This window comes from Streptomyces sp. 7R007 (assembly GCF_054850255.1).
On the sequence record NZ_JBTWMV010000021.1, the window covers coordinates 90,058 to 104,820 of the forward strand.

The 14,763-nt window shown below is 72.2% G+C and carries 12 protein-coding genes; 5 read left to right on the forward strand and 7 right to left on the reverse strand.

Going from position 1 to position 14,763, the window contains the following annotated elements:
- Window positions 1–7: 7 nt before the first annotated feature.
- A complete protein-coding gene (locus tag ACYF6T_RS26170; protein ID WP_461699382.1) occupies window positions 8–2,944 on the reverse strand; it encodes a glycoside hydrolase family 35 protein in 2,937 nt (978 codons plus the stop codon).
- Window positions 2,945–3,022: 78 nt separating this feature from the next.
- On the opposite strand from ACYF6T_RS26170, the gene ACYF6T_RS26175 reads away from it, so the two are divergent.
- On the forward strand, window positions 3,023–3,481 hold the full coding sequence (locus tag ACYF6T_RS26175; RefSeq protein ID WP_461699383.1) for an RrF2 family transcriptional regulator: 459 nt from the start codon (window positions 3,023–3,025) through the stop codon (window positions 3,479–3,481).
- Between the two features lie 12 nt (window positions 3,482–3,493).
- Here the strand turns inward: ACYF6T_RS26175 and ACYF6T_RS26180 are convergent, their stop codons facing one another.
- The 3 genes from ACYF6T_RS26180 to ACYF6T_RS26190 all read right to left on the reverse strand — a co-directional run bounded on the left by ACYF6T_RS26180 (window position 3,494) and on the right by ACYF6T_RS26190 (window position 6,673).
- Window positions 3,494–5,368, reverse strand: a complete 1,875-nt coding sequence (locus ACYF6T_RS26180) for a caspase, EACC1-associated type (protein WP_461699384.1) — start codon at window positions 5,366–5,368, stop codon at window positions 3,494–3,496.
- On the reverse strand, window positions 5,359–5,793 hold the full coding sequence (locus ACYF6T_RS26185; protein WP_461699385.1) for an effector-associated constant component EACC1: 435 nt from the start codon (window positions 5,791–5,793) through the stop codon (window positions 5,359–5,361). The genes ACYF6T_RS26180 and ACYF6T_RS26185 overlap by 10 nt, the downstream gene beginning before the upstream one ends.
- 112 nt (window positions 5,794–5,905) lie before the next feature.
- On the reverse strand, window positions 5,906–6,673 hold the full coding sequence (locus ACYF6T_RS26190; RefSeq protein ID WP_461699386.1) for an intradiol ring-cleavage dioxygenase: 768 nt from the start codon (window positions 6,671–6,673) through the stop codon (window positions 5,906–5,908).
- A gap of 109 nt (window positions 6,674–6,782) precedes the next feature.
- Here ACYF6T_RS26190 and ACYF6T_RS26195 point away from each other — a divergent pair, with 109 nt between their 5' ends.
- Together ACYF6T_RS26195 and ACYF6T_RS26200 are read left to right on the forward strand one after the other, a co-directional pair.
- On the forward strand, window positions 6,783–7,121 hold the full coding sequence (locus ACYF6T_RS26195; protein ID WP_461699388.1) for a trypco2 family protein: 339 nt from the start codon (window positions 6,783–6,785) through the stop codon (window positions 7,119–7,121).
- Complete coding sequence (locus ACYF6T_RS26200; protein ID WP_461699389.1) at window positions 7,118–10,288, forward strand: NACHT domain-containing protein; 3,171 nt, start codon at window positions 7,118–7,120, stop codon at window positions 10,286–10,288. Before ACYF6T_RS26195 ends, ACYF6T_RS26200 begins: the two co-directional genes overlap by 4 nt.
- On the opposite strand, the gene ACYF6T_RS26205 is transcribed toward ACYF6T_RS26200, so the two are convergent.
- Window positions 10,245–10,451 (reverse strand): DUF397 domain-containing protein, encoded by a 207-nt coding sequence (locus ACYF6T_RS26205; protein ID WP_461699390.1) that lies wholly within the window; start codon window positions 10,449–10,451, stop codon window positions 10,245–10,247. The genes ACYF6T_RS26200 and ACYF6T_RS26205 overlap by 44 nt on opposite strands.
- Complete coding sequence (locus ACYF6T_RS26210; protein ID WP_461699441.1) at window positions 10,448–11,233, reverse strand: helix-turn-helix domain-containing protein; 786 nt, start codon at window positions 11,231–11,233, stop codon at window positions 10,448–10,450. The genes ACYF6T_RS26205 and ACYF6T_RS26210 overlap by 4 nt, the downstream gene beginning before the upstream one ends.
- A 166-nt stretch (window positions 11,234–11,399) precedes the next feature.
- Between ACYF6T_RS26210 and ACYF6T_RS26215 the strand changes: the two genes are divergently transcribed.
- Window positions 11,400–11,882: an ATP-binding protein gene (locus ACYF6T_RS26215; protein WP_461699391.1), complete on the forward strand. Its 483-nt coding sequence runs from the start codon at window positions 11,400–11,402 to the stop codon at window positions 11,880–11,882.
- Window positions 11,883–11,981: 99 nt separating this feature from the next.
- Window positions 11,982–12,953 (forward strand): arabinan endo-1,5-alpha-L-arabinosidase, encoded by a 972-nt coding sequence (locus tag ACYF6T_RS26220; protein WP_461699392.1) that lies wholly within the window; start codon window positions 11,982–11,984, stop codon window positions 12,951–12,953.
- A 26-nt stretch (window positions 12,954–12,979) separates the two neighbouring features.
- Here ACYF6T_RS26220 and ACYF6T_RS26225 read toward each other — a convergent pair whose 3' ends face one another.
- The gene (locus ACYF6T_RS26225; RefSeq protein WP_461699393.1) at window positions 12,980–14,515 is read right to left on the reverse strand and encodes a pyridoxal phosphate-dependent aminotransferase; all 1,536 of its coding nucleotides are present in this window, start codon (window positions 14,513–14,515) and stop codon (window positions 12,980–12,982) included.
- Window positions 14,516–14,763 lie beyond the last annotated feature (248 nt).

Sequence of the window (14,763 nt, forward strand, 5' to 3'; positions counted from 1 at the left end):
CCACGCGTCACACCGGGGTGACCGGCACCCCGCCGGCCGCCGCCCCCAGCAGGGTCAGCCGTACGTCCGACGGGCCCGACGGTGTCGTCCCGTCGGACAGTACGGCCAGGGCGAGGGTGTTGGCGCCGCGGGTGCGCAGGATGCCGTTGGGGAGGACGAACGTGTGCTGCGGGCCCACGTCGTTGACGTACTGGCCCATGTTCCAGCCGTTGAGGAAGATCTGGACGCGGTAGGCACGGGACGGGTCGTCGTCGAGGGTGAGGCCGATCGAGGCGTCCGTGGCGGTGTCGACGGCGAGGGTGAACTCCTTGCGGTACCAGGTCACGCCCTGGCGGCGGTCGGCGCGCGGCAGGTCGGCCGGGGCCCAGGCGGTGTCGTCGTAGGCCGGCAGATGCCAGCCGTGCCGTTCCCCGTACAGGCCCCCGTTGTTCTGCGGGCCGCGCACCGGGTCGGCGGCCCGCTCGCCCTGAAGCCGCCAGCTCACCGCCGGGGCGGCCCCCGTGAAGGTGACCGACGTCAGTCCCCGGGCCACCTTGTGGGTGTCCTGGCTCTTGCCGTCCTGGTCGTGCTGCATACGGCGGACCAGGACGGACAGGACGTGCGGGGCCGGGGTGCGCAGGTCCGCGGGGACGGGGAGGACCGCCGTCGCCGCCCAGCTCCCCTGCCGCACACTGCCGATGTCCGGCACCGGCATGCGGTGCGTGCCCAGTGGGCGCCCGTCCAGCCAGGCCATCAGCAGGCCCTGCGTGCCCGTGCTGTAGGACAGGGACACGGACTCGGCGCCGGTCGCGTCGGTGAAGCGGCCGCGGTACCAGACGTCGCCGTAGTGGAAGCCGTAGTCGTCGGCGAAGAGCACGGGCTGCCCGGCCGGGACCGGGGTGACGCTGTGCGTGGTCGTCCGGTCGGCCTTGCGCCAGGCCGAGTCGTCGTAGCCGGGCGCGGACTCGGGGTTCTCCGTCCTGCGCCGCCAGCCGGTGCGCAGGGAGGGCAGCGTGACGGCGCCGACGCCGGGCAGCGGTGCGGTGGCGCGCAGGCTGTCCGAGGAGGTCGCCTCCGTCTTCAGCGCGCGCCCGTTCCAGGTGACGTCGCGCAGTCCGCGCGGCCCCCAGACCTCCAGTGCGGCGGCGGCGACCGTGTCCCCGGTGAGGTGTACGGCCGATCCGCTCACCCGCGCGGTGCGCAGCAGGGCGGGCCCGTACACCAGCGCCGGTCCCGCCGGTGTCTCGCGCGGCCACAGGCGCAGGGACGTCGGGTCGTCGGCGAGCAGCAGGAGCAGCGGGGCCGCCGTACCGCCGCCGCTCACCAGCACCCGCGTCAGACCGTTCAGTTCGGCCTCCACCCGCAGCAGCCCGTCCTCGTACGCGCAGTCGGCCTCCCCGTCCAGCACCCGCACCGCCGGCCGGCTCGCGCACTCCAGGACGGTGACCGTCGCCTCGCCGGGCCGCCCGGTGAACACGGCGATCTCCTGCCGCCCGGCGCCGACCGCCAGCATCGGCTGGGCGGTGGAGCACCGCACCGTCCGCCGCCCCAGCCGCATCCCGGCGACCAGCAGCCGGGCGTCCCGGGCCGGGACCGTGACGGGCAGGCCGGATCCGGGGGCCGGTGACGTGACCCACGCGGTGCCGTCGTTGCGCAGGACGTACACGTGCGCGCCGGTGTCGGGGTTGGCCAGGTGGTACACCCTCAGGCCCGCCGCCTCGACGTCCTCCGCCCGGTCCAGCTTGGCGAAGTCCGGTACGTGGCGCAGCAGATGGCCGAGCTGGTGCATGGGGACCAGCTTGTCGGTGGGCTGCCGTCCCTCGTCCAGGGCCGCCCCGTAGTCGTACGACGTGTAGACGACCGGCGCGGGCAGCCAGCCCCAGGAGGTGCCGCCGAAGGTCATGTAGACGCTGTGCAGGGTGATGCCGTTGGCGAGGTTGGTCAGGTAGAAGCGCCGCTCGTACGCCGCGTCCCGCTGCCGGCGCGACTCCGCGTACCCCTTCCCGCCGAACCACGCCCCGCCCCACGGGTCGAACCAGCCGCCCCCGAACTCCGGTGTGAAGCCCGGCGTTTCGGGACTCGCCGTGGCCCCGCCCTTCATCCCGCCGGTCCCGAAGCGCCCCCAGTCGGGCGGGGTGGCGGTCGGCGACGGATAGCCGTCGAAGCCGTACAGCCAACGGCCGCTCTCCCCGCCCGTGTCGAAGGACCCGGGGGTCCAGTAGCCGTTCCTGCCCTTGTCGTTGTGGAACAGCGGCACGTCGATGCCGTCGGCGCGCACCTTGCGGTACAGGTGGGCCAGGTAGGCGCGGCCGACCCCGTCGGTGACGTGGGCGTCGTACTCGTTCTCGATCTGGTAGAGCAGGACCGTGCCCGTGCCGCGCGTGTACAGGTGCCGGGCGGCGATCGCGTTGACCCGGGTCAGCCACTCGTCGGCGTGCTTCAGGTAGGCGGGGTCGGTGGTGCGGGCGGTGCCCTCGGTCGCCGTCAGCCAGCCGGGGAAGCCGCCGGCGTCGATCTCGGCGTTGATGTAGGGGCCGGGGCGCAGGATGACGTACAGGCCGGTCTCGGCGGCCGTGCGCAGGAACAGGTCCAGATCGCGCACGCCCGTGAAGTCGTAGTGGCCCGGCGCGGGGGAGTGGTAGTTCCAGGAGACGTAGACGCTGACCGTGTTGTAGCCGTACGCCCGCATCTTCTGCAGGACGTCCCGCCACAGCGACGGGCTCGGCAGCCGGAAGGGGTGCATCTCGCCCGACCAGACGACCAGGCGGGCGCCGTCGACGAGCAGGGAGTAGCGGTCGAAGCCGACCGTGTGCCGCACGCCGTCCGCGGCCGGCGGCGCGGGCGCCGGGCCCGTCGGCACCGTCGGCGCCGCGTACGCGCGGGTCGGCTCGCTGCTGCCGCCGAGCGCCACGCCCAGCGCGGCGCTTCCGGCGAGGGCGCTGAAGGTACGTCTGCTGAGCCCCATGGGAGCCTCCCGTCGTGCCGGTCGGTCGGCGGCGCGTGCGGGGTCATTGTGTACGCCCTCACCCATCACAATGGTGCTATGAGGATCTCGGCACGGGCGGATTACGCGGTACGGGCGGTACTGGAGCTTGCCGTCCGGCAGGACACAGGACCGGTGAAGGCGGAGGCCATCGCCGGTGAGCAGGGCATCCCGCACAAGTTCCTGGAGGGGATCCTCGGCGATCTTCGGCGCGGTGGCCTCGTCGACAGCCGGCGCGGGGGCGGCGGCGGGTACCGGCTGGCCCGCGAGCCGGAGAAGATCACGATCGCGGACGTGATCCGGGCCGTCGACGGTCCCATCGTCTCCGTGCGCGGGGAGCGGCCCACGCGTCTGGAGTACACCGGGTCGGCCCAGCCGCTGCTGCCGCTGTGGATCGCCCTGCGCGCGAACGTGCGCCGCATCCTGGAGGGCGTCACGATCGCCGACATCGCCGCCGACGCGCTGCCGACCCCGGTGAGGGAACTGGCCGCGGAGCCGGCGGCCTGGGAGAACCCGTAGGGCCTGTCGCGGTCACAGGCCGGTGACCGTGAGGGCGTAGAAGCGGGTCGTCTGGCGCTTGCTGTCGTTGTCGTCGGTGATCAGGTACAGCGGCCGGGCGCCCGCGTGCGGACCGTCGTCCAGGGGCGGTCCCAGGGCGATGCCCTCGGCGTTGTCGAGCAGGGGGTTGCTCTGCGGCTCCTTCTGCCGAGCCCCGGACGGCGGGCACGCGGCCAGGTCGATCACCGGCCGCTTGGCCGCGAAGGCGGAGCGGCGCACGGTGGTCAGGGAGCCGGCGCCGGTGACGTCGGGCAGGTGGGCGAACGACGTCTCGTAGACGTGGACGCTGTTGCCCTGCCCCTCGGCGAAGCCCCGCTCCAGCGCGAGGAAGGTGTCGCCGTCCCCGGTGGCGACCAGGTCCGCGAGGCGCAGTCCGGAGTCCGTCTCGTAGGCGAACTCGCCGTCGGGCGTGTACGCGCCGCCCGGGGTGCCGGTGTAGCGCAGGACACGGATCAGGTTGCGGCCCTGGTCGGTGCCGTCGCCGTTGAGGGGGTCCTCCAGGCCGACGTAGAGATGACGGCCGTCGGGGGAGAGGGCCAGCGACTCGAACACCGCGTTCTTCACGGCCTCGCCCGCCGGCGCGACCCGGAAGCGCCGCGGCACCGGGAAGTCGGCCAGCAGCCGGCCGGTGCGCAGGTCGAAGCGGCTGACGGACGGGCCGGCCTCGGAGGCGGCGAGCACGGTACGGCCGCCCCGCTCCAGGGCGAGGGCCTCGCCGTCGAAGTCGTGCGGGCCGAAGGGGGTGCCGTCGCGGCGCAGCAGGGTGGTCACGCCGGTGATCTCGGGGCGCGGCGGCCGGCCCGGGTCGCCGGTCGTCATGCGGTAGAGCAGCGGCGGCGAGTTGTCGGCCAGCGACAGCATGGTGCGGGGACCGTCGAGGGCGAGGGAGGACAGGCCGTAGACGCCGTTGCCCCGGAACACCGACTTGTCGAGGCGGTCGGAGTAGCCGGTGAGGGCGACGGTGGGGGAGCACAGGTCGGACGGCAGCCGTCCGCTGTCGGCGGCGACGGCGGTGACGGGCAGCAGCGCGGCGACGACCCCCAGGGCCAACGCCCGGTGCGCGCGGGACATCTGCGGCGGCGGCGCCGGCCTCGGGCGGGCGAGGTTGTGGGCGAAGGGCTGCCGGCCGAGCTGCCCGTTGTCCTGCGACTGCGGACTGGGCCGGTTGCGGCGCTCCAGCGCGGCGCGGACCTCCTCGTAGATGCGGTCGAGGGTGAGATACGGCGGTGGCGGGCCCTTCTCCTCCCGCACCCCCTCGCGCAGCACCCGCACCAGCTCGCCGGTGAACGCCGTGCACTCCTCGCCCTCCGGCGCCAGCGCGCGCACGTTCGACCGGGACGCGGTCAGCAGGTAGCTGCCCTCCACCTCGGCCACCTCCCGCAGCGGGATCCGCGGGCCGGACAGCCTGCCGAGGGCGCGTCCGCTGTAGCAGCAGTCGAGGATGACGACCCGGCGCCGGGCCCGGTTGTGCTGGAGCAGGCTGTCGCTGAGCCACTCGTACGGGACCGCCGTGTACGGGATGCCGTCGCGGGAGCCGGTCACGGTGAGGTGCAGCGCGCCGTGCCGGTCGATGAAGCCGTGGCCGGCGTAGTAGACGATCAGCAGGTCCCGGGGCACGCGCGCCGCGGCGACGATCGGGTCGAGCAGGTCGGCGGGCTCGGCCGGATCGGCCACCGAGACGCACTGGTTCGCCGGCAGCCCCAGAATCCTCGGGTCGGTCAGCGCCGACGCCAGGTGGGTGAGGTTGTTCGCGGCCGACGGCAGCTTGGGCATGGCCGTGTAGCCGCTGACGCCGACGAGCACGGCCGCGGAGTTGCCGGGGTCGCGCAGGTCCGGTCTCACGACCACGTGATGTCGTCCTCCGGCTCGCCGGCGTCCGGATGGCCGTCCTCTCCCTCCGTGCGCCCCGCCCCGGTGCCGTCCATGCCGCGCAGGGTGTCGAGGAAGGCGTCCACCGTCTCCGGCGAGGTGTCGGCGGGCAGCTCGACGCGGACGCCCCGGTATTCCACGACGATGACCGAGCGCGGCCGCTGGGCCCGGCGCCAGGCGAGCAACGCGGCGCCGAGCGAGGCCAGTTGGAAGCCGGAGTCGAGCACGAGCTGGACGATGTCGAAGGCGTCGCCCATGGTGACGTCGTCCGGCTCGCGGGCCGAGCCGGCGCGCAGTGAGATGTCGGCCACCGGGTGGAGTTCGTGGTCCCTGATCAACCAGTCGTACAACTGCTTCAGTTCGACGCCGTCCGGATCGTCGGGCAGCCGAAGTCGCACGTCCATGCCCTGCCTACGCCCCCTGCCGAGTCGGGCCCTGGGAAACCGCACCGCTTCCAGCGTACGGTCCCCCAGGGCGTGTTGGGGCGCGAGTTGCGTTCGGTTTCGTATCGGCTTGTCAGCTCTCGTCGACGCCGAGGGTGAGGGTGCCGGTGTAGCCGGCGGAGGCCGAGCCGCCCAGGGCGGTGAGGGTGAGCAGGCCGGAGGAGGCGCCGCCGCCGTCGTAGATGGAGTCCTGGGAGAGCGTGGTGCGGGTGACCGTGTTGGCCGAGTACGGCGAGACCGCGGCGACCTTGGTCGTGACGGACTCGGCGAAGAAGAGCTGCCCGGTGTGGAGTTCGGTGCCGCCGGTGAACGAGCCGTCGGAGGTGAGCGTGACGCCGGTGTGCACCTTGACGTGGATGTGGACGCACCGGCCGCGGTACCAACCGGGGTAGACCGTGGTGATGTTGGCGACGCCGCCGGCGTTGGTGAGCACACCGCCGCGCAGGAAGGTGCCGTCGTCGGACTCGTTGTGGCCGTTGCTGCCGACGTAGCCGGAGTACTCGCCGAGCGCGTCGGCGTGCCAGATCTCCACCAGGGCGTTGGGGATCACCGCGCAGGCGGAGTTCACGACGGTGAGCGCGAGCTTGAGCGGGATGCCCGCCTTGCCTTCGGTGACGTCGGAGCGGACGAGCGCTCCGTCGAGGTAGTAGGGGCCTTCGGTCATCTCCTTCGTGAGGGTGCAGACGGCCGCGGCGGCGACGGGGGCGGCGTCGGCCGCGTTCGCGGTGTCGGCGGCGGGGGCGGCGGGCGCGGCGGCGGCGACGGCGAGGGTCGCGGCCGTGGCACCCGTGGCGATCAGTACGGTGCGGCGCCCGATCGCGGGCTCTGAAGTGTCTGTCATGGACACGGCACCGTAGGAAGCGTTGCTGTAGGGGAGCTGTCAGTTCGGCAAAGTGACGCCCCGTCAAGTTTCTTGTCGGTCACGCCGGTTTCTCTCTAGCGTGGCCCGCATGAGTGACAACCGGATCGAGCTGGCCGACGCCGTACAGGCCGTGCGCGACGAACTGATCACCGCGGCGGGGCGCTCGTCCGGACAGGACGTGGTGTTCGAGGTGGGGGACATCGAGCTGGAGTTCGGCGTGGAGCTGCGCAGGGAGGTCAAGGGCGGAGCGAAGGTCAGGGCGTGGGTGGTCGAGGCGGGCGTCGACGGGGGCGGCGGCACGACCCGCACCCACCGGGTGGCGGTGACGCTGAGGGCGCTGGACGCGCGGACCCGGCAGCCGTGGAAGGTGCGCAACGACAGCCCGGGGAGCGTGGGCCGGTTCGGCGGGGGTGACGAGGGGCGGTGACCGGGGGGAGGGCCCTGGACCGGGCCGTCGTGGTCTGGGGGAACGGGCAGGGCAGCGGGGTGCTGCTCGACCGGCGGCGGGTGCTGACGGCGTGGCACGTGGTGTCGATGACGGGCGGGATCGTCAACGTCATCCACCCTTCGTCGAGCCGGTACGTCTCCTGCTCCATCGAGTGGTTCGACGAGGCGAGCGACTTGGCCCTGCTGATGGCCTCGGCAGACGTGATCACCGCTGAGCGCGCCGCGCCGCTGGGGCGGATCAGGCTCGGCCGGGTCGCCACGCGCGCCGCGCTGCCGCACTGCGACATCGTGGGGTTCCCGGACCTCCAGCGGTACGGGGAGGGCGGCCTGGACCTGGACTACGACCACTACCGGGCGAGCGTGCTGCCCATGGCCGGGCGGGTCAAGGGCGTCCTGACCTGCGAACTGGACCGGCCGGCCGCCGACGGGCCGGCGCCCGAGAGCCTGCCGCTCGCCGGGCTGTCCGGCGCTCCGGTCTTCGCGGGTCCGGTGCTGCTGGGCGTGGTCACCCAGGTGCCGCAGGGGCGCGGGCACTTCAGGATCGAGGCGGCACCGGTCCTCGACCTGGAACTCTTCGGCAGATCGCGGTGGTTGGAGGACGTCACGGACGTCCACCCCCGGGACGAGCAGTTCGAGGCCCGGTACGCGACGGACCTGGGCTTCCAGTACCGCAAGACGGAGATCTTCGGCATCGAGGAACTGGGCCGGAGCGAGTCCCGCTGGGACCTCGACACCGCGTATCTGAGCCTGCGGGCCGAGGCGCCCGTCTCCTCGCGCGACTGGTTTCCCCCGCGGAGCGCCGTCCGCCCGTCCGCCGGCGCCCAGCGCATCGACACCCTCCTGACCGACCGCCCCCGCGCCCTCCTGCGCGGCGAGGCCGGCGCCGGCAAGACGACCCTCGTGTGGTGGCTCGCCGCCCACGCCGCGAACGGCACCCTCGGTGACGACCTCGCCGACCTCAACGGCCTGGTCCCCTTCGTCATCCCGCTGCGCGAGGTGCACGCACGCGGTGGCCGCTTCCCCACGGTGTCGGAACTCGCCTCCGCCGGACGCGTCGTCACGGACGGCCAGCCCGAGGGCTGGGCCCGCCGGGTGCTGGAGGCCCGCCGCGGCTTCCTCCTGGTGGACGGCCTGGACGAGGTCCCGGCGGAGCAGCGCGAGGAGGCCCGGCGCTGGCTGTGCGACGTCCTCGACCGCTATCCCGGCACCCGGTGCCTGGCGACCGTACGCCCCAACGCGGTCGGCAAGCAGTGGCTCGACGCGGACGGCTTCGCCGAGCTGACCCTCCTGCCCATGAGCGACGACGACATCCGCGCCTTCGTACGGGCCTGGCACAACGCGGCCCGCCTGGAGAGCCCGGAGGAACACGAGCTCCTCACCACCCTGGAACAGGACCTCGCGCACCAGCTGGACCAGAACACGGCACTGCGCGACCTCGGCCGCACCCCCCTGCTGTGCGCCGTGATCTGCGCCCTGCACCGCCGTCGCCGCGGCCTGCTGCCCACCACCCGCTGGCAGCTCTACCGGGCCGCCCTCGCCATGCTCCTGGGCGGACGCGACGCCGGCCGGGGCGTCCGCCACGCCGACCACATCGCCCTGGACTCCGAGGACCAGCACGCGCTGCTCCAGCGGCTGGCCATCTGGCTGGTCCGCACCGGGCGGCAGCAGATGACCCGCAAGGAGGCCGTCCGGCAACTGGGGCACGCGCTGTGGGACATGCCCCACGTCGAGGGGCAGAGGTCGGCCGAACGCATCCTGCGCTTCCTGCTCGACCGCAGCGGGCTGCTCCAGGAACGGACGGACGACGCCATCCAGTTCATCCACCGCACCTTCCAGGACTTCCTGGCGGCCAAGGAGTTCCACGAGAGCGGCTATCTGCCGGAACTCATGGAGCATGCCGACAACGAGGCGTGGCAGGACGTGATCGTGCTGGCCGCAGGTCACGCGGCTCGTCCGGACGCCGGGCGGCTCATCGCCGGACTGCTCGATCTCGGCGACGGCGAGACGCAGCGGACGCGGCGGTACGAGTTCCACGTCCTGGCCGCGCGGTGCGCCCTCAACGTGCAGTCGCTGAGCCCCGCGCTGATGAGCAGGGTGAAGGACGGGATCGTCGCCCTGATGCCGCCGCGGGACCGTGAGGAGGTGGAGGACCTCGCGGGACTGGGCGACTGGATCGTGGAGCTGGCGCCGGACGCGGACCGGTTGCCCGAGAGCGTGGCCCTCAGCACGGTGCAGCTCCTCGCCCGGGTGCGCAGCACGAAGTCGCGACGGAAGCTGAGGCAGTGCGCCTCGCACCCCCAGCAGTCCATCCGTGGCGAGGTCGCGAGGGCCTGGGACCTCCAGCCGCTGGAGGAGTACGTCCGCGAGGTGCTCGACGGGGCCCATCTGCCGTACCTGGTGATCGACAAGCCCGCGCGGCTGGCCCGGCTGCACCGGCTGGGGTCCGTCGCCCAACTCGTCGTGCGCGGACCGTATGCCGAGCACCAGCTGGACAGACACCTGCCGACGCGGCACCTCGAATCCCTGGTGATCGAGGACGACCCGGCGCTCACGAGCCTCGTGTTCCTGCGCACCCGACGGGACCTGAGGAACCTGGAACTCCAGGACTGCGCGTCCGTACGGGATCTCTCCGCGCTGGCGGACCTCGACCTGACGGCGCTCCGGCTCGGCGGCGGCACGACGGGAGACCTCGAACCGCACCCGGGCGTCCGCCACCTGACGCTGGGCACCGAGAACCCCGAGTGGCTGGGGGACCTGGACGCCTGGCCGAGCCTGGAGGCCCTGACGGTCGAGGGATACGCCAAGGACCCCTGCTGGCTCCTGCGCACCGCGCTGCGGGCATCCCGGCTCACCAGGATCGCGCTGGGCATCGACGCGCTTCACCTGCTGGCGCCGCTGACACCGTGCCCCCAGGTCGAGCGCCTCATGATCACCGGCGTGCAGAACCACACGGCCATCGGGCTGCTCGGCCGTCTCTTCCCCAACCTCAAGAAGCTCGGACTGGGGCTGGTCGGACGGTCGTCCGGTGTCGACCTGACCGGACTGGACGGCATGACCGACCTGCGACTCCACCTCTGGGGCGACGTCCCCGAGAGGTCCGCCATCAAGGGCGCGGAAGCCTTCGGCGACCGGCTGCTATGTCGGTGAGGAAGCCGGCCCAGGTGGCGGGGGAGAGGGTGAGGCGGGCGGCCTGGGGGGCCTTGGAATCGCGGACGTGGACGGTGGTGGGGGTGAGGGCGACCTCTACGCAGTCGCCGGAAGCGCTGCTGCTGTAGCTGCTCTTGAACCAGTCCAGTTCGGAGGTGGTCATAGCTCTCCTCGGATCCGCTCCAGCAGGCTCAAGGAGTCCCTCACGCTGAGAGCCTGCGAACGCATCCTCGCATACCGGCTTTGGAGCACGCTGACCACTTTCGGATCGGTGATCAACTGACCGCTTTCCTGGCCTTCGTTGTAGGCGAACCACCGGTTCTCCGGCGTCTCCAGCAGATGGATGGTGCCCTGCAGCCCCGCATGGGACTCCTGCACCAGAGGCATGACCTGGATCTCGACGTTTCGCAGCCGGGCCATCTCCACCACGTGGTCGATGAGTTCGCGGGTGACGTCCGCCCCGCCCGTGCGCCGCAGGAACAGGTGCTCTTCGAGGATGAAGCTGAACGCGGTGTTCGGGTGGTCCCGCAGCATCCGCTGCCGCTCGGCGCGGGCGGCCCACCGTTCCTCGATCTGCTCGTCGGCCAGCGGCGGCAACTGCTCGTCGGCCAGGGCTCCAGCGTAGGCCTTCGTCTGCAACAAACCGGGGATCATGCGGCACTCGTACGTCCACAGCGTGATGGCCGTCGCCTCCATCCGCGCCCACTGCCGGAACCAGGCCGCAAGGCCCGGCTGCCGCCCCAGCTTCGGAAGCGACTTCCGCAGTGCCCCCGTGTTCCCAGTGACCTCCTCCGCCCGCTCCACGAGGTCGTGATCCGGCATCCTCCTCCCCAACTCCACCGACGCCACCGTGTGCTTGGAGAACCGCACCAGGTCGGCGAACTCCTCCCTGCTCAGTCCCGTGTGTTCGCGCAGGGCCTGCAACACCGCCCCGAACGTCCGCATGCTGTCCGACGACTCCGGCTCACCACCATCGACCACGGTCGGTCACCTCCCCGGCGTATGGTTACGGCCCGTCACGCGTACTGTCCAGACCGTGACCGCGTACGCTCGCGCAGCGTACGCGCGTCCTGCCTGGTGAAGTCGGTGCCGGGGCCGCCAGATTGGGCCCATGACCGCACCGCTCACCCCTCAACCTCCGGTTACCGTACGTATGTTCACCCAGCGCCTCAGCCCCACACCGCGCGGCGCCCGTCTCGCCCGCCGCCTCGCCGTGCACCAGTTGCACGCCTGGGGCATCCCGCACGGCACCGACACCTCCGACACCGTCGAGGCGGTCGTCGCCGAGCTGGCCGCCAACGCCGTCACCCACGGCCGCGTCCCGGGGCGCGACTTCGAGCTGCGGCTCTCGCTCGTCACGGGCAGCGTGCGGATCGAGGTCAGCGACACCCGGGCCGGCGGACCGTGTCCGCCCGCGCCCGCCGCCGTGCGGATGCCGTCGGCGTTCGACGAGTGCGGACGCGGTCTCGCGCTGGTGGCCGCGCTCGCCGCCAGGTGGGAGGTGGTGGACCGGGAGCCGCCGCCGGGGAAGACGGTGCGCGTGGAGGTGGATCTGTCGGCCCGTGGGAGGAGGTGGGGCTGCGCGGGTCATTGACGCGCAAGGGGTTCGATTCTACGGTCCGTCCGAGACTCTGATCGGCGATCGGCATTTCGAACGTCCCCTTGCTGTTCCCCCCACTCAAGGAGCGTCAGCGTGAGCCGCACCTCTCGCCCCAAACGTGCACTCCTCGCCGTCCCCGCAGCCGTCCTGCTCGCCCTCGTGCCGGGCACGGCGAACGCGTACCCCAACCCCGGCACGGTCACCGGGGACGTCGTGGTGCACGACCCGACGATGATCCGCACCTCCGCCGGCCGCTACCTGCTGTACTCCACGGGCGGCGGCCTGGGCTACCGCACCTCCACCGACCGGATCGCCTTCACCGCCGGCGGCGACGCCTTCACCACCAAGCCGAGCTGGTGGTCGTCGTACGCCACGGAGGCGTGGGCACCCGACATCTCGTACCACGGCGGCAAGTACCTGATGTACTACGCCGTCTCGACCTTCGGCTCCAACAAGTCGGCGATAGGGCTGGCCGGTTCGAGCACCGGCCTGCCGGGCTCCTGGACCGACTACGGCGTCGTCTACACCTCCACCACGTCCAGCGACTACAACGCCATCGACCCCAACCTCTTCGTCGACGACGACGGCACCTGGTGGCTGTCGTTCGGCAGTTGGTGGACCGGCATCAAGATGATCCAGATCGACCCGGGCACCGGGAAGCAGCTCTCCTCCCACACCACCCGGTACTCGATCGCCTCCCGCCCCACCGGCACGAAGGCGGTCGAGGCGCCGTACATCGTCAAGCGCAACGGCTACTACTACCTCTTCGCCTCCTACGACGTGTGCTGCCAGGGCACCAGCTCGACGTACAAGGTGAAGGTCGGCCGCGCCACCGGCATCACCGGCCCGTACTACGACAAGAGCGGCGTCGCCATGACGAACAACGGCGGCACGGCGGTGCTGGAGTCGCACGGCAGCGTCATCGGCCCCGGCGGGCAGTCCGTCATGAACGACTCCGACGGCGACCTGATCGTCTACCACTACTACGACGGCAACGACAACGGCACGCCCAAGCTCGGCATCAACCTCCTGAACTGGAGCACGGGTTGGCCGGTGGCGTACTGACCGACCCGGACCCGCACGCGCACGGATCAAGCCCCCGCCGCGTTGGGCCAGCTCTGCGAGTTCGGCCACCCCGTGGCCGGAGCCGGCGAGAGTCCCGGCGCGGTCGTCCCCCGCACCTGCGCGGCCGTGAGTCCCCCACGGGCCGGCACCCCGGGCGGCGTGGGCCCGGGCATCTGAGCGGCGGCCGGCACGGGCGCGGGCATGGGGGCGGGCGTCGGCATGGGCGCGGGCGCGGGCATGGGCGCGGGCGTCGGCATGGGCATGGGCGCGGGCGCCGGCACCTGCGCGGGGAAGCCGACCGGCTGAGGCATCTGCTGCGGCACCGGCTGCGGCGCCACCGGTGACGGTATCCCCGCCCCGTTCGTCGCGCTGACCAGCCGGTCCACGGCCGCCGTACCCGAGCTGTAGCTGGTCCCTGCGCCCAGCTCGGGCACGGCGGCTCCCCTCCTGGTCCCGTAGAGCACCTGTTCCAAGCCGGACACCAGGCGACGCACGTCCACCTCGGGGCGCACCACGAGCCTCAGGAAGCGACTGGACGAACCGATCTTGTTGCCGCACTCGCGGACCAGGATCCGGTGCTCGGTGAGCATCCGGTCCCGGACCACGGTGCCTTCGGCGCCCACGGGGAGGCGCACGAAGAGGAAGTTGCCCTGCGACGGATAGACGGTCAGACCGGGCAGGTTGGACAGCTGGCCGGCCATCTCCAGACGGTCCCGGCGGACCTGCTGGAGGCTCTGCGCGTACTCGGCGCCGTGCTCCTTCAGCATGAACACCACGTGCTCGGCGAAGGAGTTGAGGTTCCACTTCGGCAGCATGGAGCGGACCTTGCCGGCCAGGGCGGGGTTGGCGACGAGGTAGCCGAAGCGTATGCCGTGCAGGCCGAAGTTCTTGCCGAGGCTGCGCAGCACGACGACGTTCGGGCGGAGCATCGCCTCCTGCACGACCGAGGGTTCGGCCTCCGCGTCGGCGAACTCCAGGAACGACTCGTCGACGACGACCAGGTCGAGGTCGGCCATGGCGTCCATGAACTGCACCAGCGCGTGCTTGTGCAGGAAGCCGCCGTCCGGGTTGTTGGGGTTGCAGACGACGGCGACCCGGGTGCCCCGGGCCCGGATGAACTCGGCGTACTGGGCGAGGTCGAGGGCGAAGCCGCTGGACTCCTGGAGCGGGAACATGTCGACCCGCTTGCCGGTCTCCATGGGCTGGTCGGTCCAGCGGCCGAAGGTGGGGACGGGGACGGCGAGGGACTCGCGCACCAGCAGGTGGTCGATCCAGGTGATCAGCTCCGTGGAGCCGTTGCCCATCGCCACACACTGCGGCGGGAGTTGGAGGAGGTCGCACAGCTCGGCCGTGATCGTCTCGGCGCTGCTCGGGTAGTACGTGATGATGTCCCGCAACCGGGCGGCCATGTCCTCGAACATCGCCGGGGTGGGGAAGTACGGGTTGCAGGGGATGCAGAAGTCGACCGGGCCGGTCCCTTCGCCGCCTTGCCGCGTCAGCGCCGCCATCGACGGGCTGTGGGCCGCTGTGCTGCGGAACAGCGAGGTGACGTTGTCGGCCATGGAACCTCCGTATGGGGCGGGCCCGCCGGGGACGCCCGGGCCCGTCGTCACTGGGTGGCCCGCGCGGGGGAGCGCGGGCCGCTGTTAGATACGGGGGCTCGGGGGGCGTCGTTCAACGGATGTGAAAACAGTGTGAGTTCGGGAACCGATGGGCGGCGCGGTGCGTCGGGGTCCGCCGCCCGGCCCCGTTGGGCCCCCGCGGCGGGCCTGACGGCCCCTGTGCGCGGTGTGCGGCCCGGTGGACTCTG

Coding starts and splice junctions, on each gene's coding strand:
- ACYF6T_RS26170 (WP_461699382.1), bottom strand. CDS start 2,944: ATGGGGCTCAGCAGACGTACCTTCAGCGCCCTCGCCGGAAGCGCCGCG.
- ACYF6T_RS26175 (WP_461699383.1), top strand. CDS start 3,023: ATGAGGATCTCGGCACGGGCGGATTACGCGGTACGGGCGGTACTGGAG.
- ACYF6T_RS26185 (WP_461699385.1), bottom strand. CDS start 5,793: ATGGACGTGCGACTTCGGCTGCCCGACGATCCGGACGGCGTCGAACTG.
- ACYF6T_RS26190 (WP_461699386.1), bottom strand. CDS start 6,673: ATGACAGACACTTCAGAGCCCGCGATCGGGCGCCGCACCGTACTGATC.
- ACYF6T_RS26195 (WP_461699388.1), top strand. CDS start 6,783: ATGAGTGACAACCGGATCGAGCTGGCCGACGCCGTACAGGCCGTGCGC.
- ACYF6T_RS26205 (WP_461699390.1), bottom strand. CDS start 10,451: ATGACCACCTCCGAACTGGACTGGTTCAAGAGCAGCTACAGCAGCAGC.
- ACYF6T_RS26210 (WP_461699441.1), bottom strand. CDS start 11,233: ATGCGGACGTTCGGGGCGGTGTTGCAGGCCCTGCGCGAACACACGGGA.
- ACYF6T_RS26215 (WP_461699391.1), top strand. CDS start 11,400: ATGACCGCACCGCTCACCCCTCAACCTCCGGTTACCGTACGTATGTTC.
- ACYF6T_RS26225 (WP_461699393.1), bottom strand. CDS start 14,515: ATGGCCGACAACGTCACCTCGCTGTTCCGCAGCACAGCGGCCCACAGC.